A 19,028-nucleotide genomic window follows, 5' to 3' on the forward strand; every position below is an offset into this window, starting at 1 on the left:
GGTGATACATATGAAAACAGAAAAAATTAAAAAAGAATTGTTTAGTTGGGGGAAGGCTTGCGTAATCGGCCTCTTTTTCGCTTTCCTCGTCAGCGCATTGGTGATGCAGCCGTTTACCGTAAAAGGGAGCTCCATGGAACCGACATTGGATGGGGAGGATATCTGGAGCAACAAGGATGATGGTGATAAAGTGTTAATCTTTAAAAGCGGGTACATGGTGGGGATCGACCCAAAGTACAATGATATTGTTGTCATTGATAGTCGGGTGGAGCGCGAAAGAAGCCTAACAGATAATTTCAAGGAGAGTCCGCTAGTAAACGCTCTGCTGGATAAAACCCAGGGAAACAATTACTGGATTAAGCGAGTGATTGGTGTTGAGGGTGATAAGTTGGAATATCGCGGTGGAACTGTTTATCGCAATGGTGAAGCGCTGGTAGAAGAGTACCTTCAAGAAGAAATGCTTTATCCGTTTGAAGAAGTGACGGTACCAAAAGGTCATGTTTTTGTCATGGGGGATAATCGCAATGAAAGCAGGGACAGCCGTGAGATTGGCTCTATTCCAAAAGAAAACGTGATGGGGAAAGTAGTCCTGAGGTATTATCCATTTAATAGGGTTGATACGCTTGAATAGTTAGGGGTGAAGCAACATGACTAAAAGAAAGATTACAGGCATGGCAATACTATTGACCTTTTTAGTGGGATTAATAGTTGGTTGGTCAACTTGGAAAGGAAAGTTGTATGAATATGACCATGAAACGTTCCAATCAATTGCAGCATCCCTAACCTTTGAAAATAAAGTGCCAATGGAAATGCCTTTTAAAGGATTGGAAGTTAGTCAACGCAACTTTGAAAAAGAGAAAGAAAAGTTGAATGTGACATTGACTAATATAAACAAAGAGACATTGGAAGTTTATATAGGAAAAGAACCAAAAGAATCATTTGATGAATTAGTGGGAGAAGAAGTTCAAATAAACAATAGTCGAGGAACCTTTATCTCGAAGGATTCAGGAAAAAGCATCTTGGCTTGGCAAGAGAATGATGTACATTACCAAATCACCTACTTTTACAAATTAACGCCAAAGGAAGTAAGTAAAAAAGCATTGATTCGTATGGCGGAAGGGTTTGCTTAAGATATGAATATGGATAACTATTTTAACAAATTAACCAATTCAATTAAAAACATCATAGAAGAAAATTTTATCGGCATTTATATTCATGGTTCGTTGGCTATGGGCGGCTTTAATCCTCATCGAAGTGATGTAGACCTACTGGTAGTAGTTAAACAATCGCTGGACATCTCTACGCAATGCGAACTAGCAAATTTCATGCTAGCCAATTCTAACGACCCATATTCGATTGAAGTCAGTTTCTTAACACAGAAGCAACTTGAAAACTGGACTCATCCAAGTCCCTATGAATTCCACTTTAGTGAAGGGTGGAGGCAAAGTTTTGAAACAGAGTTGTTAACAGGTCAATACGAGGCTATTAACCTTAATCATAAAGTGGACCCTGATCTGGCAGCCCATCTCACTATACTCAATCATAGAGGAATTTGCTGGGAAGGTCCTCCGATAGATGATGTTTTTCCCGTCATTCCACGAGATCACTATTTATCTTCTATCCTTGCAGACTACCAGGATTGTTTAAAAAACGTAGAGGCGGACCCGGTATATTGTGTGCTGAACTTGATAAGAGTGTATTGGTACATAAAAGAGGGAGTAATCTCCTCCAAACTAGAAGCGGGCGAATATGGGCTGACTTTTTTCCCGCAAGAATACAAGGAGACCATCCGTAAAGTGGTAGAGAGCTATCAGGGAATCAGAGTAAGAGAACTTCAAAAGGAAGAGTTAACTAGTGTTAGAGATTACATACGAGGTGAGATAGAGGGGGCAATCGTATGAGAATAAGAAACATTAAAGACGAAGACTTTCTCAGAATATCCACCAACCTCAACACTTGGTGGGGCGGACGGGATATGGTTGACATGCTGCCACGATTATTCATTCATCATTTTAAAGATACGAGTTTTATTATAGAAGAAAACGGAGAGACCATTGGGTTTGTAATAGGTTTTATTTCTCCATCCAATTCACACCAAGCATACATACATTTTGTAGGGGTAAACCCAAACGCGCGCAGGAAAAGTATCGGAAGAACACTGTATGAACATTTTTTTCAAGCAGTTAAGGAAAAAGGGTGTACAGAAGTGAGTTGTGTGACTTCGCCTGTGAATACCGGCTCTATTAACTTTCATAAAAGAATGGGTTTTACAATGAAGGACGGGGACATGGTGATAAACGACATTCCCATTCATCAGAACTATGACGGGCTCGGGCAGGACCGGGTGGTGTTCGTTAAATCATTAGAAGTTTGGAGTGAATCTCATTTCAAAAATTAAAACCAGACATATTTTTATTTTTTATATACTAGGTTCCCTTAGCCTTATACTGTTTACTACGGTGACCAACTTCAATTTAACAGGATATTCGTATCAATATCATGAAAATGGAGAACTGACCATTGAAAAAGGCTACATAATAAAGGAGCAAGTGATAAACACTCCCACCAATGAAGCAATACAAGCAATAGAGTTGATATCAAAAGCAAATGCTTATTGGAATGTGACATATGTCTTTTGCTTGGTATTTTTCTTGTTGTTATTCAAAAACACTTATAAGCCATTTCGGCCTGAAAATAACTGGAAAAGGTACGTAATATTCTATTCAATTGTATTGATTGCATTTTTGGTTTGGATTATTAGCAGCCAAGTAGCATTGACTGAACAAATTGCAACCATAATAAACGATCTCAAAGGAGGCGCATAAAATGGACGTTGTTTTCCATACAGAAAAAGCCGTTTTCAATTACAGAGTGGCAGGCGTCTGGATACAGGAAGGCCATATCCTCCTTCACAGAGCAAGCGGTGACAAAATCTGGTCGCTTCCAGGTGGAAGAGTGGAGATGAACGAAGCATCCCCCCTCAGCCTGCAACGCGAATTTATAGAAGAACTCGACCTATCCGTACAGGTCGGACGATTGGTTTGGATTGTGGAGAATTTCTTTGAATACCGTGCGAAGAAAGTGCATGAAATAGGTTTTTACTATCTTGTTTCAACGGATGATAAACAAGCTCTACCTAATGAATCGTTTCATGGGGTGGAAGGAGAAAGGTTGGTTTATGAATGGGTACCAATTTCAGAGTTAGAAGATGTAGTATTGTACCCCGAATTTTTGAAGAAGGCGTTAAAGAAAGTACCTGAGACAACCGAGCATCTAATAGTAAGCAACTAAATCACTGGATATTATCAGGAAATCAGGACATCATATTTCGAAAAGAGATATGAGGAGTTAACCATGATTTTAATCCTGAAAATATTGACCATATACATAATTACGATTGCCATTATGAGATTAATGGGGAAATCCACTATCGTACAGATGACTCCATATGATTTAGTAGCGATTATTATCGTTGGAACAGTGGCATCAGAACCGCTAATCAGCACAGAATACCTACCGACGCTTGGTGCACTTGCTGTGCTCGTTACCATCCACATAATATTTTCGAAACTGACACTTTGGCAATGGGGCAACCGCTTCTTTCTGGGAGAACCGACCATCCTCATTAAGCATGGACAAATAGTAGAGGATAATATGGAAAAATCCATGGTTTCCATCGCCCAGATGCTTTCCATCCTAAGAAGTAAAGGGTACCCAAAAATCTCTGACATTGACTATGCCATTTTAGAACCAATTGGGGAGATAAGTATCATTCCAAAGCCCGAAAACACCCCTGTGACGGTACAACATCTTGAAATATCTATTGATGATGAGGGATTGCCAATTTCAGTTATCATTGATGGGAAAATTCAAGACAAGAATCTAAAACTGCTGGACAGATCCAAAGAATGGCTATTAGACCATTTAACAATTCGACAGATCGATGTGAAAGACATACTTTACGCCTATGTTAACGAGAAAACAAAGAAATTGATCATTAATAAAAGGAATAACATACAATAATAGAATCGAATGTACTCCTGTTTATACAGGAGTTTCGTTTTGCTTGAGGATATATGTGGAAAGAATAATGAGATGTGGTATGATTTACATAAAATTGTGTTGGGATGGAGGGAAGATGATGGTTGACGAGAATACTATTGTAGACTTCTTAGTCAGAGAATTAGGCCCAGAAGTTATCTATTTATTTGGTTCTCAAACTACACCAGAGTTGACTCATCCAGGTAGTGATGTAGATGTCGCTTATCTGAGCAGCAAGAAATTGGATCACTACGAAAGGTATATGCTTGCTCAGAAATTAGCAAGTCATATTAATAAAGACGTGGATTTAGTTGACCTTACGCAAGCATCTACTGTTTTTCAAATGCAAATTATAACCAAAGGAAAAGTAATATATTTGTCCGATAAGAAAAGACAGGCTTTGTTTGAAATGGTCACCTATAAAAAGTATGCAATGTTAAATGAGGAAAGAAAGAGGATTCTCGATCGAGTTACCGAAAGTGGGAGAGTTTATGAATAAGGATATTATTCTAAATAAAATAAGTACGATAGAGCGGTGTATTAAAAGAATTAGAGAAGAATATGATAATGACCCATTAAATCTAAAGAATTTTACAAAGCAAGATTCTATCATACTGAATATCCAACGAGCATGTGAAGCAAGTATAGATATTGCCATGCATGTAGTATCCGAAAAGAAGTTGGGTATTCCTCAATCAAGTCGAGATGCGTTTGATTATTTGTCTTCGCATACTATCATTAATGAAAATTTGTCTTTACGGTTGAAGGCAATGGTAGGATTTCGTAACATAGCAGTTCATGACTACCAAGAAATTAACTTAGAAATTGTAAGAGTAATTGTCGAGAAACATCTTGAAGACTATTTAGAATTTACAAAGCAAATATTAAATGTAAAAAATAATTAGGCGTGACTTTTGAAAGTTCATCCATTATAATGTAAGTATCTTCAAACAGAAGGAGTTTGTTTTATGGAAAAGGTAGTTCTTAACTAAACGTAATCAAATACGTGCGATATGAGGAAAAAGTTCGATATTGTCGAGCTCTGTTTGAGTACGCTTTTTATCTCATAGCGGAATGTTAAGAACACGGGTTTGCGCCTGCTCCATAAAATGATAGTTACAGCATAAGTATAGGTATTTTTCTACCTATCGTGCATTCCATTTAAAAACTACCATTCAAAACGCAAAGGACGAGTGTTGTTCTTTGTGTTTTTTTATATGCTTAAATCTTTTTCGCCCTGCTCTTAGCATTTCCTTGCACGGTTTTAGTGACTGCATCCAAAAAACTGCTTACTAATTACTAGGAGGAAAATACAGTGAACAACGAAACAATTCAGGCTTTACAATTTACAGATTTAAAGAAAGACGTGGCATCTTTTGCGATATCAGAGCCAGGAAAAAACGCTGTCTTGGCAATAGAGCTATCCATTAATAAAAGACAGATTGAAGCATGGCTAAACGAAGTGACAGAAGGAATAAAGATACTTGCCATTAGTTCAAGTGTACCAATTCACGGTCTGCAAGGCATTGAGTATATCTTGAAAAATCTTCACAAGGGGATTGCATTCAGACCAGACCAACTGATGGGACTACATGATTTCCTAGATACCATTGAAAAGCTCAAACGTTTTATGAAGGATAAAGAGTACGTAGCACCTGTCATCACCAGCTATATTTACTCTGTTTCGGAGCTTTCTCATGTAATGGAAGAAATAATTCGTTGTATTCGAAATGGAAGGGTGGACGATTACGCAAGCAAGGAACTGCTAAAAGTAAGAAAGCAGATATCTACCTTGGAGGAGCGCATCAAGAATCGTATTGAGCAGCTAGTGAAATCGACAAAGTACAGTAAGTTTCTGCAGGAAAACCTTGTTAGTACCAGAAACGGTAGGTATGTCATTCCGGTCAAAAAAGAATACAAAAATAATATTAAGGGCTCGGTTCTGGATGTTTCTGCTTCGGGATCTACCGTGTACATGGAGCCAGAAGAAATTAGCATCATTCAGGACTCCATCAGTATGCTGAAGTTTCAAGAAGAGGCAGAGGAGGAGCAAATACTTTTTGCGCTTACTGGTTTGGTCCAGGAGCATGAAAAAGAAATCAAATTGGCAATGGATTTGATGGTCAGTTATGATGTGATTTTTGCCAAGGCAAAGCACAGCTTATTACTAAATGGCACAGCACCAAAGATAAATGAACACCACGTTATCCGATTGGAAGGTGCCAGACATCCCTTACTAGGAAAAAATGCAGTACCGTTAAACTTGATTATTGGTGAGGATTACGACGCGCTCGTAATCACAGGTCCCAATACAGGCGGAAAAACAGTAACAATTAAAACGGTTGGACTCCTGACTTTGATGGCCCAATGTGGCATGCACATTCCTGCTGAAAAAGGCAGCGAGATAGCAATCTTCCATAAGGTTTTGGTAGATATAGGAGACGGACAAAGTATTGAACAGTCTTTAAGTACCTTTTCATCCAGAGTGAAAAACATTATTGGAATATTAGCTGAGTCTACACCGCAGACATTGGTGCTGCTAGACGAACTCGGTTCAGGAACAGACCCGGCAGAAGGGATGGGACTTGCAACTTCTATTTTAGAAGAGCTATATAATAAAGGAACAACGATGTTGGCCACCACCCACTATAGTGAAATTAAGGAATTTGCCAATGAGCATGAAGGCTTCTGTAATGGCTCGATGGAATTCAATGTGGAGACACTTAAGCCGACTTATCGTCTTATTGTTGGAAAAGGTGGAGATAGTCAAGCTTTTGCTATTGCGTTGCGTCTGGGCATGCATCCTAAGTTGATCGAACGGGCACATGAAATCACGTACAAAGAAACAAAAGATTACACCGATAAATCGGATAGGCAAAGACATGAGCTAGACAGGCAACTAGCGATGAACCAGAAGTATGTGAGAAAGATGAAGCATCCAGAAAAAGAAAAAGCAAAGCAGGAAATCATTTTTAAGAAAGGGGACAATGTAAAGATTCCATCTATCGGTGAGTTCGGTATTGTCTTTAAACCTGCTGATGAGAAAGGGGATGTGCAAGTAATGGTAAAAGGAAGCCTAGAAACTTTTAACCATAAGCGACTTTCCCTCTATATTAAAGCGGAGGATTTATATACGGAAGACTATGATATGGATATCGTCTTTGAATCAAAAGAAAACCGTAAGCTCCGAAATAAAATGAAGAAACGCCATGTAGATGAAGTTATCTTAGAGGAGTCAGACGACTGATATTTAGGGGATGTAAAGCGTACGTAAACATTGTTTAATTGATGTGAATTATTGGTAAAAAACCTTTTCTTTGGCTGAATTTTCTGTATGATTAACCTTGTAGTCCACTAAAACAAGCATAGCTCAAGGAGGAAGTTCAATCATGAAAAAAATGTTACTAGCTTTATCATCTTCCGTTTTATTATTAGCTCTTGCAACTGGATGCGCCGCTGAGAATGAAGAAATGAACAACAACGAAACGAACATGGAACAAAATGAAACGAATACTGAAACTGGGGAAACAAACGAAGAATAGGTTAAGTGAATAAAAGTATCTGGGAGTAGCGGCTATTTAAATAGTAGTCGGTCTGCTTCTAGGTGCTTTTTTATATTGGTAGATGGTGTTGTGATAGAAGGATTGAAAAATAGGCCGAAAAGAGGTTGAAAAAGGGTTTTTTTATGTGTGAAAAAATGGTTCGGCCAAATTGCATAGTTATTCGGACATTTCAAGGGCGAAATAGTGGTTGGTTCGGACAAGATCTGGCGGTGTTCGGTCAACTATCAAGCGAGGTTCGGCCATTCAAATTTTTGGTTTGGACAAAAAGACAAAAACTTCGGTCAACTTTGGAGAAACTTCGGTCAAAAATGGCGCAATCTTCGGTCAACTTTACAAAAACTTCGGACATTTACCAAGATGGAGAAAATCGAAGCTAATGTACCATCTAATTAGAGCAACATTCATTTAATACAGCCAACCAAAGCCCAAGAAATCAAACAAAAACCACTGCAACCGAAAGCTCTCACTCTCGATCACAGTGGTCTACCCTAAATCAAAATTAGTTTACAATCGCCAATGAAAACGCCTGTGGTCCTTGAGGAACATTATATGCCTGAACCTCTACCGTATATGTCCCACTTTGCGGAGCATTGATAAACACGTTTTCTACGTTATTACGGCCGTCCCAATTATTATTGTAAGGAGCCGTAAAGTCGTTTCCTACATACTGCGTGCCGTTTGGAGCAGTGATTACCAAGTCAAGGTCATTTACCAGCGTCACAGATGCAGATGTGCTTGCAGGAGCATCAGACCATACTAGAGAGATTTTAAGTGGCTTGCCTGCTGTTGCTGTGAAAGAATATGTTGCCTTTTGGCTTGTAGACAGGGAACTTGTCTCATTCACAAATGCAGTGTTTAAAGACTTGTCCAATGTTACACGGCCCCAACCTTGGTTGCCGTTAGGGAAACCAAGACCCACATCCGTTGCACCAGCGATCAAAGCGGCCTTTAATAGAGATGGCTTAGGTGTGATGCCTCTGTTTTTGATAAAATGCTCACGTAATTGTGCTACGTTTCCTGCAACAATCGGTGTTGCCATGGAAGTTCCACCCATGTACGCATATTTGCTGTCATGATTTGCCCAGAAAGAAGAATCCGGTGCAAGGGAAGAACGTGCTGATAGGATAAATGTTCCTGGAGCCATTACGTCCGGCTTAATACGGCCGTCACGAGTCGGTCCACGGGAAGAGAACTGTGCAACATGGTTGATGTTATCCGCGTAAGACCCGAAGCTAGGACGATAATTTTCTGTAGCTCCGACTGTAATTGCATTTTTCGCAGTACCAGGTGCACTGATGGTACCGCTGTTTGGCCCTTCATTCCCAGCTGCGAAAAGAACCGCCATATCATTTTTACGAACATAGTCATCGACATTTCTGGAATCTGTCGTGTAAGCACCGTTTACCGCAGCACCCCATGAGTTCGTATGAATTCTTGCTCCGGCACTGTAAGCTTGGCTGAACAAAGTGCTCAGGTTAGATGGAAGGCCTCCCAATCCGCCGCCGCTATCCATGATGGATTGAAATACTAAGTTTGCTTGTGGTGCCATTCCTTTATTGCTTGTCCCATTTCCAAGAACAGATCCAGCAACGTGAGTACCGTGACCATTCGGATCATTGGAATTATTGGTTCTTCCTAGAGCATATAATGCGGTGATTTTACCGCGGAAAGCTTCATGCATGGAGCTGTCGTTACGGCCAGTATCAAGTCCTGTATCCGCAACAGCAACTGTTTGACCTTGCCCGTATAACCCATAGCTGCTCTGGGCAACATCGGCTTTAACAATCCCTCTCGCAACATCATTCAACACCTTATAATCCGGTTTAGGAGAGATATAAAGAACATCATTGTTCGCTGCATATTCAACAATTTCGTTTATGCCTTTGAAGTTCATTTCCTTGTTTTTTTGTTTTGCGTCAAGTGCAACAGCTTTTACTAAAGCAGAAGCACCTTTTGTAAATAATAGTGGATCGACCTTATAAAGAGGCAAATACGGCTCTACTGATTCTAAATGGGCAATGCCTTTCGTTGCCTTCGCAACATCGCCCTTATATTCCACAATGTATGCATAGTCTGGTATGTAATCTACAATAGTTGCCCCAGTAGATTCCAACTCTTTTCTCGTTTCTTCTAAAATAGGACCATCAAACTGCACAATGTACAGGCTATTGTCTTTTGGCACGACCTCTAGCTTCTTTTTCAGGCCTTTTGGAATTTTAACATTTTCTGTATCTGCTAGAAAAGAAGCTTCACCTAATTTTCCGTTTTTAGAAACTGCTTTCTTATCTGTAATCTGGCTAACTCCTTTGAAATCTAGTTCAAAGTTGCTTGCTCCCCCAGTTGATGGACTGCTTAGCGCAACAGTTGATAGAATGGTTGCAGCTGATAAAACGGATAAAAATACTTTCTTAGATTGTTTCTTTTTCTTCATCCTCATGCTCATCTCCTCTCAATTGGTAACACAAGAATAATTTAGCATAGTAAAAGAAGAATTTATATTGGGAAAATTCAGAAAAAAAGACCGCAATAATAGCAGAAATAAGCATTTATTTTCCCAATGGAAAAGATTTGTAGATTTACTATTATAATATAGAAATAGAGCTGTTTACCCAAGCTATCTATTAAACTTGTTTAGATATAATTGGAAATAAGTATTGAGTTAATGATTCCAATTTGAAATAATTGGTATAAATGAAATGATTAGTATGCGAATTTGGGGGAGGGAATTATGAAAATCACAAAATTTAAAGCCATTATCAATGAGCTTTTTCCTAGAGAATTATTAGAAGAATTCAAAGACGATTATGGATTTAACAACACTTCCAATAACATGATTAAGACAATTGGATTTTCAACCAACCTTTCAATCGAAGTGATTGATCAGGCAAAAGCCGCAAAGGTCGACTTAATCATAACCCATCATGACGCATGGGATTTTATTTATGGATTAAAAGATGAATGTATGAAGAGGTTAAAAGCATATAACATAAGCCATTTCTGGATACATGGTCCATTGGATTATATTGAATTTGGTACATGCACGTCATTGATGAATAGGATTGGTATTGATAACATCATACGTTTCTCAGAGTATAGGAACTCTAGTGTACCTGGTATAGGAGAGTTTAACGAAGGTGAAAAATTCGAGAGCTTGGTAGAGACTATGAGAACTGAACTGGAAGAGCCTGTAAGAGTGTGGAAAAATCACGAGAATAAGGTGAAAAAGGTTGGTGTACTGACAGGTGCAGGGCATTCCACCAATCATATAAAATTTGCCTTAGATCAGGGCTGCGATACCTACATAACTGGAGAGGCAAGTTTATATACCATTCAATATGCTAAGTTTGCAGGTATAAACCTACTTGTTGGAAGCCATATCTTTACGGAGATCTTTGGGGTAGAGAGTTTGGCACTGAGAGTGAAAGAAGCGGAAGAAGGGGTTTCCATCATAAAGCTGCAGGAGGAGCATTTTGAATTAAATCATAGCGAGAGAATGGAGGATAAAATTCTATGAAAAAGTGGCTTGGTTCAGCTGGAATCTGCATAAATGACAAGGATGAAGTGCTGATGGTGAGAGCAAATGATAATGTGGGTTGGGCTGTGCCTTCTGGTGGCATAGAAATTGGTGAAACACCTGAAGAATGTTGCATTAGAGAAGTGATGGAAGAGACAGGATATAGAATTAATATCGTGGAGAAACTTTTCATCAAAGAAAAAGTTATCAAGGATTTTGAGGTTCTTACTCATTATTATAAAGTAAAAAAATTGGGAGAGAGTAAGGGGATAAACGATCCAGATAACACCATCATGGAAGTAAGCTGGAAATCAATCTATGACCTTGAGAAAATTGAACATACTTATCCTGAAGATATTAATATTATAAAAAAATTAGGGCGGAAAAATAAAGCAGAAATAGAGAAAACCGATGTCCAATAAACCTTCAATCATGATTTTAGGTACCGATCACTTTGAAAAGTCTGCTGTTCAAGATTATGCAAGAACGGATGAGTTGGACATTTTCACATCAGAGAAACAATTGGAGATAAACAATGTCTTAACTACTTTGAAAGAATACACCCCTACCAAAATACTATTGGAGTATCCCTTAAAGTATCAATCAAACTTAACAAAAGAATTTCAAGAATATCTAGATGGAAAATTAAAGTTATCAGCTAATGAACGGCATCAAATCGGATTCCAATTAGCAAAAGAGTTAGGTCATAAAAACATTTTTGCAGTGGATTGGAACGAAGATGAAGGTGTACCAGATATATTCGGGTATATGCAAAAGCAAGAAACACAAAATTCTAAGCAAATATTTATGGATATAGAAAAAGTGATAGATGAAGCCAATAATAAATCTCAGACCTCTACAATCTGGGAATATCTATTATTTTTAAATGATACTGAACAAGTTAGAAAGAGCCATCAAATATATATGGATATGGCGATGATAGTAGATAATGACAATCCGATAGGTGCTAAGTGGGTCGCAAATTATTGGTATTATCGTAACTTACTAATTTATAAAAACATAAAGAGCTTGGCCAGTGAAAATGATCGTTTATTAGTCATATATGGAGTAGGGCATGTTTACCTATTGAATCAATTAATTTATGAAGGGGGAGTATTTAAAATTGAAAATGTCGAGGTGTAACTAGAGCTAAAGTAGTCATTTATTGGCATTAATTATAGGAGAGTGTAATACCTTGTTGATCGTAGTGGAAGGCGCGAAGACTCCTATGGGAGGAAGGGACATGGAAGACCCCGCAGGGCGAATGCCCGAGGAGGCTTCCGGACCGCCCATGGAAAGCGAAGCGCCTGCAACGTAGATCAACTGTTTAATGTAAATTTAAAAATCATATTCATCAATAATCTTTTCAGTAATCAAATCATATCCCTTAGCGTTAGGGTGCAAGGAATCGCTGAAATACTCCTTTGACTTCTCCTTAAAAAGATCATTAGTGGAAATAAATTTGATGCGTTTAAAGCCATCCACTAGTCTTTGGCTATTTTCATTCCACTCGACAATGATATTTTCATGTTCAGCTGAATCCGGATAAGAATTGTATAGCCCGAGAAATAATATTGGAACATCTTTGTTTTCTTGACGGATGGTCTTAAGAATTTCTTGAACATTCTTCTCGTATTCAATAGCGCCTTCCTTTATTTTTTCTTCATTGATTCCTTTTAAGTCGCCACCATTGCTTTGAATGAGATCATTGGTGCCAATAAAGAGTATGATATAATCAGCGTTGCGGATGTCCTCCTGAATGTTAGTAAGTTTCACTTGCTTTACGACACCGTCTGATTCTTGTCCAGGGATACCGTAGTTTTTCACTTTAATATTTGCGTTTTTTTCTTCTTGGATCAACTTCTCCAAATTTTCTACGTATCCTTCGCCGGAGTTGTCACCGACTCCATATGTTAATGAGTCACCCAGTGTAACCATTGTCTTTGGTGAATGATCAAGTACATTAGTTTTAGATTCCTCTTGATAGCCACTATAAAAGCCCACCCCAATAAGCGAAACCACAATTAATGCGGAAGCATAGGTGATTGTATTCTTCATAGGTGAACCTCCTCAATGTTGTAGTAGTTCCCTATTGCAAAAATATTAAAACAGTTTGTTTGAAACTTTTTCATTATCAGAATCGTTTATATTTATAGGAACATTCTAGTAAGGGGGAAGGTTATGAGTTATAAAAGAACAATTTCGTTCGGCTTGGCTATTATGTTTTTTTGCATCGCCACTTTTGCTTCATGGTATGAAGGGAGCGAGTTGGTAGATAATCCTTTCGAATGGAAACACACTGCAGTATTTACTTCATGGATTCATGATGGGGAAGTGGAACGGGAAAATATAGCTCAATTAGACTATTTTGTGTACTCTATCAAATTTAAACCGATCTTTCCGGTTATCATGATGGTAAGTTTTATTTATATGGTCTTCACATTAGGAATTAAATTTCTTAAGTCTGGAACAAAACGAAATTTGTTTGTAAGTATTTTGGGTGTACTCTTACTTATTGGAGCAGGATTAATTTCTAGTTCACCGACTTCTGGTGCTAGGGTCTTTATGCTTTCACTAATACTAATTGGGTTCTTGCTTTTAGGTTCTGCGGCCATCCATCATTTTAGAAAAGCACAACTAAACTGAAAAGAAAAGTGCCCTCCCAAAAACGGAAGAGCACTTTCTTCATATCAATATCTGTTGCCATTCTTATCAACATAAAACGATTTTACAATCGTCCGTTCAAAGGAATTGCCGTTTTTGGTGGTACCTTTCACATCTAAAGTAATGGTGTAGACGCCTTCTTCTTTAAAGTCTACGTCTACCTTACCTTTATTAGGAACCTTCATCCCGAAGTCTGCTTTAGCCTTCCCATCTTTATTGATTTTGACATCTACATTCATATTTTTCACTTTTTGCCCTTTGTTCTTCAGTTCAAATGTAGCATCTTCTAGTACTACTTCCTCATTAAGATCTGTATGGAAACCAACAGTCATTAAATAAGCAGCTTTATCTTTTTTAGCTTTTACGGTCCATTGCCCTTTTTCAGGTGATGTGATTTGGAAAGAGTGGTGGTGTCCGCCTTTAAAAATTTCCTGATCGATGGAATGGACAAAAGTCGTATATACCTTTCCGGACGGACTAATAACTTTAATATCTTTAGTTTGCTTGTCGCTCAGCCAATCAAGGTCAATCTTTTGTACATTTTCCTCTACTGTAAAGGTTTGTTTCACTTCTTTTTGGAACTGACCGCCACGATGAAGTGCACTTATGTTGATTGGCTCCTGTTCCATAGGTTCTACTGTTGCAGCTGCCTCGGCAAGTGAAAAACCGGCTGTTTGAGAAGTAGTAAGGTATGGACGGAAGTATTGGAACGTACCCCCTTCACGGACTGTGGTATGGTTCCAGTTGCTTACCCGAACCTGGGTGCTGTACGTAAGACGGGAATTATTGACGGTAACCGCACCATCATTAGATCCATAAGAACTTAAGTATAATCCACCCCAATAAAGAGCAGAGCCGAACCCGCCCCAACTAGTTCCTGCTAGGGTGTAAATTTTATTTCGGTTTCTATTTGTATGATTATCTATTTGAGGCCGGTAACTATTCATATAACCAGTTTGAAGTGAGTAGGTTGCATCATTTTTACTACCAAGAATACTTGCAAGCCAACCAGCCCAGCCACTGTAAGCGAGGTCTGCTAGCTGTGAGCCATAGTGAGGGGTGGACAGAGTAATGAGGTTTGAAACATAAGGATGCGCGCCATAATGAACAAGGGCGTTTTGTGCATCAATGCCGCCTTTGCTATGCGCAACAATCACTATCTTCTTTTGATTGAAATGATTGGATATATCACGGATTCGACTATTGATGATGGCTCCATTATCCCACATGTTTTTATCAGGATGAACATCAATAAACGCTGTCTCATATCCGTTATTCAAAGCTGTTTGATACATATTATTGTTTTCCCACCAAGTCTTTGATGAGCTGTTAATTCCGTGGACGAATACAAGAACCGGCTTGTTCGGATCGACGTTACTAGGTGTATCCCCCACATACCACTGACCAGGCACACCACCAGGATTGTCTTTCCCACCAATGGTGCCGGCATTAACGGATACTGGTACAACTAGCATTGCTACTAACAATAAGATCACCAACCTTCTCATTTCAACACTCCTCTTGAATAAATTAGGAGATATCTCCCCATCTATTCTATCGGAAAAGGGAACACTTTCAGAATAGATTTTCATAAAATGAGCGGAAGGACTTGGAGTAGTTACTATATTAATAGGAAAAAAGATACATATTCGACAAAAAGAAGCAGGGTTTTTAAGTTATTGAAAGAATTGTATGGGGTGGGGGATATACGTATTCAACAAATTAACTTACAACAAAAGAGGGTTGCAAATGATTTTTATTATATGGGCTTTACTATGTATAACTTCAATTGGTAGTATATATGGCATTGCCGTAGCCAGTTCAACGTCAGAGCTAATAGCTAGTATTATTTTTCTCGTACTAAGTATGATTGGACTGTTTGCGAGCATTCATTACTATATGAAAAGAAGCGGAAAGAAAAATAGAAGTGACGGATGGTGTGATTGTTACTATTGTGATATTCCACTTCCAGGGTCTTCAGGAAAATCAAGTGGATTGGATTGCACAGAATGTGACTGCAATCCATTTAATTAAGGGGAAAGAAAGATGAATGATTACATTCATGCAGTTATGACTTTGCGATTCTTTCCGTGCCATAAAAGAAAAGATCGTTCACTTGTCATAGGGGGCAGGCAATTCCCTATGTGCTACAGATGTATGTCCATATTGCTAGGTTACCTTGCTGTGGTTCCATTACTATGGCTGGCGGCAGACGTTTCGTTTATAAAACTTCTTGTAGTTGGTGTTCTCCTTAACATTCCAATGGTTGCAGATGGATATACACAGCTACGAGGCTGGAGAGTGAGCAACAATTTCCTTCGATCATTAACTGGGTTAATCAGTGGCATAGGTATGTCTTGTATCATTGTAGCAGGTTCTTTTCAGTTTCATCGAGCAATTAAGGGTTTTGCTAATCTTTTAAATTCTTTTATGGCTTAAGTGTTGGCAGTTTATTTGAGATGGGGAAAAGAGGATGAAAACAGTAGGGCGAGCTATAGTTTACTTACTAGGATGTTTAGTGGTTCTAATTTTAAGTTTTTTCCTATACAGCTTTATAGGTTATCTTCAATACTTGGTTTTTGTACCTGAGGATTATATGCTATGGGTATTTAAATACCCTGCCTCTAGATTTATGATCATTATTGGTCTCTATTTATTTCTTATATTCTTATATTTTTTCTATAGGAAATACAGGGAGAAAACTCAGGCCACTAGAAAGCGTAGAGTTTTGTGGATCAGCTTCATCGTAACTAATATAGTTGGATTTTATATTATCTTTTCTTCGGTGACAGTAATAACAGATCAGAAAATCATTGATCATTCATTCCTGCATCCACAAGGGAAGGAGTATGACTTTACTGATGTGGTCAAAATAGATGCTGGTGTTCGTGGTGATAGGTATTACTTTCCCTTCACACATAATAAAGGGGATTTTTATTATAAAATCGAGCTCACTGATGGAAAGATGATAGATTTAAATGATGAAGCTGGCGGTTATGAAAATGAAGATGAACATCCGACCTATGTTCTGAATAAACTTGATGTCCGTTTAATAGAGATAGGGATAACTAAAAAATCAAGCATGGATAATTTTCATTACACAACAGAAAGTTTGGATAGGATGTATACCGATCAAATAAAAAGCATATTGGAACGAAAATAAGGCAGCTTAGCAATGCCTATTTGCATGATTGGAATTCATCGATACTCTTTGATGTATTTTATTATCTTCAAATATCTAGAAAGGTACAAGAAACCGTATTGGGAACAGTTATTTTGAAAATTGGATAACACTGTCTATCACATCTTTAAGTATATCAATGGAACCTAATACATCCTCTTTATTCTCAAGACTATGATCTCCGTTTTTTATCAAAAGTGTTCTTAATGCTGGATTAGACTTTAGGTTGGCAAATCGTTCTTCCCTGTAGCAGAAGTCATTGTCCCCAATAATACAAAGGGCATTATTTTCATTTTGTAACATAGCATGGTATACATCATCTTTATGTAGCAATGGAGTGAGCCATATTAGATGTGCATGTTTGTATGCTGCTTGTTCCATCAGCCTTGACAATGCTATAGTACCAATTGATTTTCCTACCATTACGCATTGGTCATAATCTTTATGTTTCAGGTTTTCCTCTAATGTATGTAGAACATTAGCAGTAAATCCATCTGCATCAAAAGGGTTAAGTTCCTCTTCGCTAAACCGATAATTGACCTGAAGGACATCATATCCTTTATTGAAATAATGTCCGGAAGAATAGTGCAACAATGGTCCTTGAGAAGTGTAACCTGCTCCTGGTAAAATGATGGCAAGTTTTGTAGATGTTTCTTTTTGTTTCATAAAATTAGTAGGAAATACTTTGACTTCTGATTTCTGATTTTCTAATATCATCTTTTCACCCCAGAAATAAGTTTGAGAGAATTATATCATGTATATTAGCAGATTAGGTAAAAATTGTATCAGGATCCTATTTTTATAGTCTGTTATTGGAATTTAATGCTAAAATAAGTTGTGAGATGCAGTACAAGGAGAAGGATAAATGAAGTATTTTGCTTATGAATTATTCCTTGCGCAAAACAATGAGAATATAAGCGAATTAGAACAAGAAAAGATTCAGAAGAAGTGGAATCAAAATGTTTTGGATTATAGGGCGTTATATAAAGCATTGGCCAACAAAATATCAATGGATGTCTATCAACATTTTTCTGGTCTTGGTTTTCATGATTATCAATTATTAAGTTGGGAATTAGAGCATAAAAGCCTCCGGAAAATGGGTTTAAGATTTACTTTGAGCAATGATGGTGGTTTAAGTAAGATTATCTTAGTATTTCATGATGTGTCCTCGTTTGAATACCATCATGAAAACTATCACAACGAACAACCTGTAATGAACCGTGATATAGATCAATGGTTATACGAAGAATTTCTCACTGTAGATCCATTCACACTTTCCTTTGAAGTGATCTTCTCTTCGGGTGCTTCCATAGCTTTAACATTCCCTAACCATGCAGTTTCACTTAAGGAGGAGAGATGATGTTTAATGGAATTATTCTTGCAATATTAGTAGTTTCGTTTTCTGTTCTTTTCGGTAGCATGGGGATAGAAATCATGCTTTACACTTTTCTGATTGCCTCTATGTGTTTTAACATTTATATAGTTATACAACTAAAAAAGTTTAGCAATGAAGTAAAAAATTCAACACAATGAGATAAGTTTGGAAACAAAGCAAAAGGAGAGAAACGAACATGAAAATAAAAATTGATGATGTTACACACCCAGCTGTCATTGCATTTGTAGAGGAGCATATGAGAAATTTAAATCTGCTCTCTCCACCAGAAAGCAACCATTATTTGGACTTAGATGCTTTGAGAAAACCGGATGTTACTTTTTGGAGTGTATGGGATGGTGAAGAGGTTATTGGATGTGGAGCATTGAAGGAATTGGATGCAATGAGTGGTGAGGTTAAATCCATGCGTACGTCTTCGAGTCACTTACGAAAGGGGATTGGAGGACAGATTCTTCAATCCATTATTGATAAGGCTAATGAACGTGGGTATCAGAATTTATATCTAGAAACAGGTTCAATGGAGGCATTTTATCCTGCACAAAAACTATATAAAAGTTATGGATTTGAGTTTTGTGAGCCGTTTGCAGATTACGTAGAGGATCCTAATTGTGTTTTTATGAGATATAAATTATAAAATATTGAAAAATAGGAAGGTATTGTTAACTAACTTGC

At 37.9% G+C, this 19,028-nt stretch carries 22 protein-coding genes; 18 read left to right on the forward strand and 4 right to left on the reverse strand.

The genetic code is table 11. The annotated features are described in order from the left end of the window. The first annotated feature begins 10 nt into the window (after nucleotides 1-10). The 10 genes from lepB (at nucleotide 11) to FZC76_RS23030 (ending at nucleotide 7,583) form a co-directional block, all read left to right on the forward strand. Complete coding sequence (lepB, locus tag FZC76_RS10960) at nucleotides 11-631, forward strand: signal peptidase I (protein ID WP_148988226.1); 621 nt, start codon at nucleotides 11-13, stop codon at nucleotides 629-631. Nucleotides 632-647: 16 nt separating this feature from the next. Continuing rightward, a complete protein-coding gene (locus FZC76_RS10965; RefSeq protein WP_148988227.1) occupies nucleotides 648-1,130 on the forward strand; it encodes a DUF4367 domain-containing protein in 483 nt (160 codons plus the stop codon). A gap of 3 nt (nucleotides 1,131-1,133) precedes the next feature. Beyond that, nucleotides 1,134-1,901 (forward strand): aminoglycoside adenylyltransferase domain-containing protein, encoded by a 768-nt coding sequence (locus FZC76_RS10970; RefSeq protein WP_148988228.1) that lies wholly within the window; start codon nucleotides 1,134-1,136, stop codon nucleotides 1,899-1,901. Beyond that, nucleotides 1,898-2,398 (forward strand): GNAT family N-acetyltransferase, encoded by a 501-nt coding sequence (locus FZC76_RS10975; protein WP_148988229.1) that lies wholly within the window; start codon nucleotides 1,898-1,900, stop codon nucleotides 2,396-2,398. The genes FZC76_RS10970 and FZC76_RS10975 overlap by 4 nt, the downstream gene beginning before the upstream one ends. 428 nt (nucleotides 2,399-2,826) lie before the next feature. Continuing rightward, nucleotides 2,827-3,291 (forward strand): NUDIX hydrolase, encoded by a 465-nt coding sequence (locus FZC76_RS10980; RefSeq protein ID WP_148988230.1) that lies wholly within the window; start codon nucleotides 2,827-2,829, stop codon nucleotides 3,289-3,291. 63 nt (nucleotides 3,292-3,354) lie between these two features. After that, the gene (locus FZC76_RS10985) at nucleotides 3,355-4,023 is read left to right on the forward strand and encodes a DUF421 domain-containing protein (protein ID WP_148988231.1); all 669 of its coding nucleotides are present in this window, start codon (nucleotides 3,355-3,357) and stop codon (nucleotides 4,021-4,023) included. Between the two features lie 115 nt (nucleotides 4,024-4,138). Then, entirely contained in the window at nucleotides 4,139-4,540 is a 402-nt protein-coding gene (mntA, locus tag FZC76_RS10990; RefSeq protein WP_148988232.1) for a type VII toxin-antitoxin system MntA family adenylyltransferase antitoxin, read from the forward strand. Then, nucleotides 4,533-4,946 (forward strand): type VII toxin-antitoxin system HepT family RNase toxin, encoded by a 414-nt coding sequence (hepT, locus tag FZC76_RS10995; RefSeq protein WP_148988472.1) that lies wholly within the window; start codon nucleotides 4,533-4,535, stop codon nucleotides 4,944-4,946. Before mntA ends, hepT begins: the two co-directional genes overlap by 8 nt. Nucleotides 4,947-5,356: 410 nt before the next feature. Further along, nucleotides 5,357-7,288, forward strand: a complete 1,932-nt coding sequence (locus tag FZC76_RS11000) for an endonuclease MutS2 (RefSeq protein ID WP_148988233.1) — start codon at nucleotides 5,357-5,359, stop codon at nucleotides 7,286-7,288. A gap of 142 nt (nucleotides 7,289-7,430) precedes the next feature. Next, nucleotides 7,431-7,583 carry a hypothetical protein gene (locus FZC76_RS23030; protein WP_187442039.1) on the forward strand — a complete coding sequence of 51 codons (153 nt, stop codon included), beginning with the start codon at nucleotides 7,431-7,433 and terminating at the stop codon, nucleotides 7,581-7,583. A 520-nt stretch (nucleotides 7,584-8,103) separates the two neighbouring features. Here FZC76_RS23030 and FZC76_RS11005 read toward each other — a convergent pair. Then, nucleotides 8,104-10,035 (reverse strand): S8 family serine peptidase, encoded by a 1,932-nt coding sequence (locus FZC76_RS11005; RefSeq protein WP_187442040.1) that lies wholly within the window; start codon nucleotides 10,033-10,035, stop codon nucleotides 8,104-8,106. 297 nt (nucleotides 10,036-10,332) lie between these two features. Between FZC76_RS11005 and FZC76_RS11010 the strand changes: the two genes are divergently transcribed. From FZC76_RS11010 to FZC76_RS11020, 3 genes are read left to right on the forward strand one after another with little or no spacing between them, the layout of a single operon-like run. Next, nucleotides 10,333-11,118, forward strand: coding sequence for a Nif3-like dinuclear metal center hexameric protein (locus FZC76_RS11010; protein ID WP_148988235.1), 786 nt, complete (start codon nucleotides 10,333-10,335; stop codon nucleotides 11,116-11,118). Next, the gene (locus FZC76_RS11015) at nucleotides 11,115-11,540 is read left to right on the forward strand and encodes an NUDIX hydrolase (RefSeq protein ID WP_148988236.1); all 426 of its coding nucleotides are present in this window, start codon (nucleotides 11,115-11,117) and stop codon (nucleotides 11,538-11,540) included. The genes FZC76_RS11010 and FZC76_RS11015 overlap by 4 nt, the downstream gene beginning before the upstream one ends. After that, entirely contained in the window at nucleotides 11,530-12,261 is a 732-nt protein-coding gene (locus tag FZC76_RS11020; RefSeq protein WP_148988237.1) for a DUF5694 domain-containing protein, read from the forward strand. The genes FZC76_RS11015 and FZC76_RS11020 overlap by 11 nt, the downstream gene beginning before the upstream one ends. A 195-nt stretch (nucleotides 12,262-12,456) precedes the next feature. Here the strand turns inward: FZC76_RS11020 and FZC76_RS11025 are convergent, their stop codons facing one another. Beyond that, nucleotides 12,457-13,176 (reverse strand): DUF459 domain-containing protein, encoded by a 720-nt coding sequence (locus FZC76_RS11025; RefSeq protein WP_148988238.1) that lies wholly within the window; start codon nucleotides 13,174-13,176, stop codon nucleotides 12,457-12,459. 123 nt (nucleotides 13,177-13,299) lie between these two features. Between FZC76_RS11025 and FZC76_RS11030 the strand changes: the two genes are divergently transcribed. Further along, complete coding sequence (locus FZC76_RS11030; protein ID WP_148988239.1) at nucleotides 13,300-13,764, forward strand: YjdJ family protein; 465 nt, start codon at nucleotides 13,300-13,302, stop codon at nucleotides 13,762-13,764. Between the two features lie 44 nt (nucleotides 13,765-13,808). Here the strand turns inward: FZC76_RS11030 and FZC76_RS11035 are convergent, their stop codons facing one another. Then, complete coding sequence (locus FZC76_RS11035; protein WP_148988240.1) at nucleotides 13,809-15,290, reverse strand: esterase/lipase family protein; 1,482 nt, start codon at nucleotides 15,288-15,290, stop codon at nucleotides 13,809-13,811. Between the two features lie 538 nt (nucleotides 15,291-15,828). Between FZC76_RS11035 and FZC76_RS11040 the strand changes: the two genes are divergently transcribed. Both FZC76_RS11040 and FZC76_RS11045 read left to right on the forward strand, forming a co-directional pair. After that, complete coding sequence (locus FZC76_RS11040) at nucleotides 15,829-16,221, forward strand: DUF2085 domain-containing protein (protein ID WP_148988241.1); 393 nt, start codon at nucleotides 15,829-15,831, stop codon at nucleotides 16,219-16,221. 34 nt (nucleotides 16,222-16,255) lie between these two features. After that, nucleotides 16,256-16,945 (forward strand): hypothetical protein, encoded by a 690-nt coding sequence (locus FZC76_RS11045; RefSeq protein WP_148988242.1) that lies wholly within the window; start codon nucleotides 16,256-16,258, stop codon nucleotides 16,943-16,945. Nucleotides 16,946-17,053: 108 nt separating this feature from the next. Here FZC76_RS11045 and FZC76_RS11050 read toward each other — a convergent pair whose 3' ends face one another. After that, nucleotides 17,054-17,680, reverse strand: a complete 627-nt coding sequence (locus FZC76_RS11050; protein WP_148988243.1) for an alpha/beta family hydrolase — start codon at nucleotides 17,678-17,680, stop codon at nucleotides 17,054-17,056. A gap of 148 nt (nucleotides 17,681-17,828) precedes the next feature. Between FZC76_RS11050 and FZC76_RS11055 the strand changes: the two genes are divergently transcribed. Together FZC76_RS11055 and FZC76_RS11060 are read left to right on the forward strand one after the other, a co-directional pair. Beyond that, the gene (locus tag FZC76_RS11055) at nucleotides 17,829-18,323 is read left to right on the forward strand and encodes a hypothetical protein (protein WP_148988244.1); all 495 of its coding nucleotides are present in this window, start codon (nucleotides 17,829-17,831) and stop codon (nucleotides 18,321-18,323) included. Between the two features lie 211 nt (nucleotides 18,324-18,534). After that, nucleotides 18,535-18,990, forward strand: coding sequence for a GNAT family N-acetyltransferase (locus FZC76_RS11060; RefSeq protein WP_148988245.1), 456 nt, complete (start codon nucleotides 18,535-18,537; stop codon nucleotides 18,988-18,990). Nucleotides 18,991-19,028: the final 38 nt, after the last annotated feature.

The organism is Sutcliffiella horikoshii (genome assembly GCF_008180725.1).
GTDB classification, from domain to species: domain Bacteria; phylum Bacillota; class Bacilli; order Bacillales; family Bacillaceae_I; genus Sutcliffiella_A; species Sutcliffiella_A horikoshii_B.

Excerpts from the sequence above, each read along its gene's own strand:
- FZC76_RS23030 (WP_187442039.1), top strand. The coding sequence starts at position 7,431 with ATGAAAAAAATGTTACTAGCTTTATCATCTTCCGTTTTATTATTAGCT.
- FZC76_RS11015 (WP_148988236.1), top strand. The coding sequence starts at position 11,115 with ATGAAAAAGTGGCTTGGTTCAGCTGGAATCTGCATAAATGACAAGGAT.
- FZC76_RS11010 (WP_148988235.1), top strand. The coding sequence starts at position 10,333 with ATGAAAATCACAAAATTTAAAGCCATTATCAATGAGCTTTTTCCTAGA.
- FZC76_RS10970 (WP_148988228.1), top strand. The coding sequence starts at position 1,134 with ATGAATATGGATAACTATTTTAACAAATTAACCAATTCAATTAAAAAC.
- FZC76_RS10975 (WP_148988229.1), top strand. The coding sequence starts at position 1,898 with ATGAGAATAAGAAACATTAAAGACGAAGACTTTCTCAGAATATCCACC.
- FZC76_RS11060 (WP_148988245.1), top strand. The coding sequence starts at position 18,535 with ATGAAAATAAAAATTGATGATGTTACACACCCAGCTGTCATTGCATTT.
- FZC76_RS10965 (WP_148988227.1), top strand. The coding sequence starts at position 648 with ATGACTAAAAGAAAGATTACAGGCATGGCAATACTATTGACCTTTTTA.
- FZC76_RS10980 (WP_148988230.1), top strand. The coding sequence starts at position 2,827 with ATGGACGTTGTTTTCCATACAGAAAAAGCCGTTTTCAATTACAGAGTG.
- lepB (WP_148988226.1), top strand. The coding sequence starts at position 11 with ATGAAAACAGAAAAAATTAAAAAAGAATTGTTTAGTTGGGGGAAGGCT.
- mntA (WP_148988232.1), top strand. The coding sequence starts at position 4,139 with ATGATGGTTGACGAGAATACTATTGTAGACTTCTTAGTCAGAGAATTA.
- FZC76_RS11055 (WP_148988244.1), top strand. The coding sequence starts at position 17,829 with ATGAAGTATTTTGCTTATGAATTATTCCTTGCGCAAAACAATGAGAAT.
- hepT (WP_148988472.1), top strand. The coding sequence starts at position 4,533 with ATGAATAAGGATATTATTCTAAATAAAATAAGTACGATAGAGCGGTGT.
- FZC76_RS11040 (WP_148988241.1), top strand. The coding sequence starts at position 15,829 with ATGAATGATTACATTCATGCAGTTATGACTTTGCGATTCTTTCCGTGC.
- FZC76_RS11035 (WP_148988240.1), bottom strand. The coding sequence starts at position 15,290 with ATGAGAAGGTTGGTGATCTTATTGTTAGTAGCAATGCTAGTTGTACCA.
- FZC76_RS11050 (WP_148988243.1), bottom strand. The coding sequence starts at position 17,680 with ATGATATTAGAAAATCAGAAATCAGAAGTCAAAGTATTTCCTACTAAT.
- FZC76_RS11045 (WP_148988242.1), top strand. The coding sequence starts at position 16,256 with ATGAAAACAGTAGGGCGAGCTATAGTTTACTTACTAGGATGTTTAGTG.
- FZC76_RS11020 (WP_148988237.1), top strand. The coding sequence starts at position 11,530 with ATGTCCAATAAACCTTCAATCATGATTTTAGGTACCGATCACTTTGAA.
- FZC76_RS10985 (WP_148988231.1), top strand. The coding sequence starts at position 3,355 with ATGATTTTAATCCTGAAAATATTGACCATATACATAATTACGATTGCC.
- FZC76_RS11005 (WP_187442040.1), bottom strand. The coding sequence starts at position 10,035 with ATGAAGAAAAAGAAACAATCTAAGAAAGTATTTTTATCCGTTTTATCA.
- FZC76_RS11025 (WP_148988238.1), bottom strand. The coding sequence starts at position 13,176 with ATGAAGAATACAATCACCTATGCTTCCGCATTAATTGTGGTTTCGCTT.
- FZC76_RS11030 (WP_148988239.1), top strand. The coding sequence starts at position 13,300 with ATGAGTTATAAAAGAACAATTTCGTTCGGCTTGGCTATTATGTTTTTT.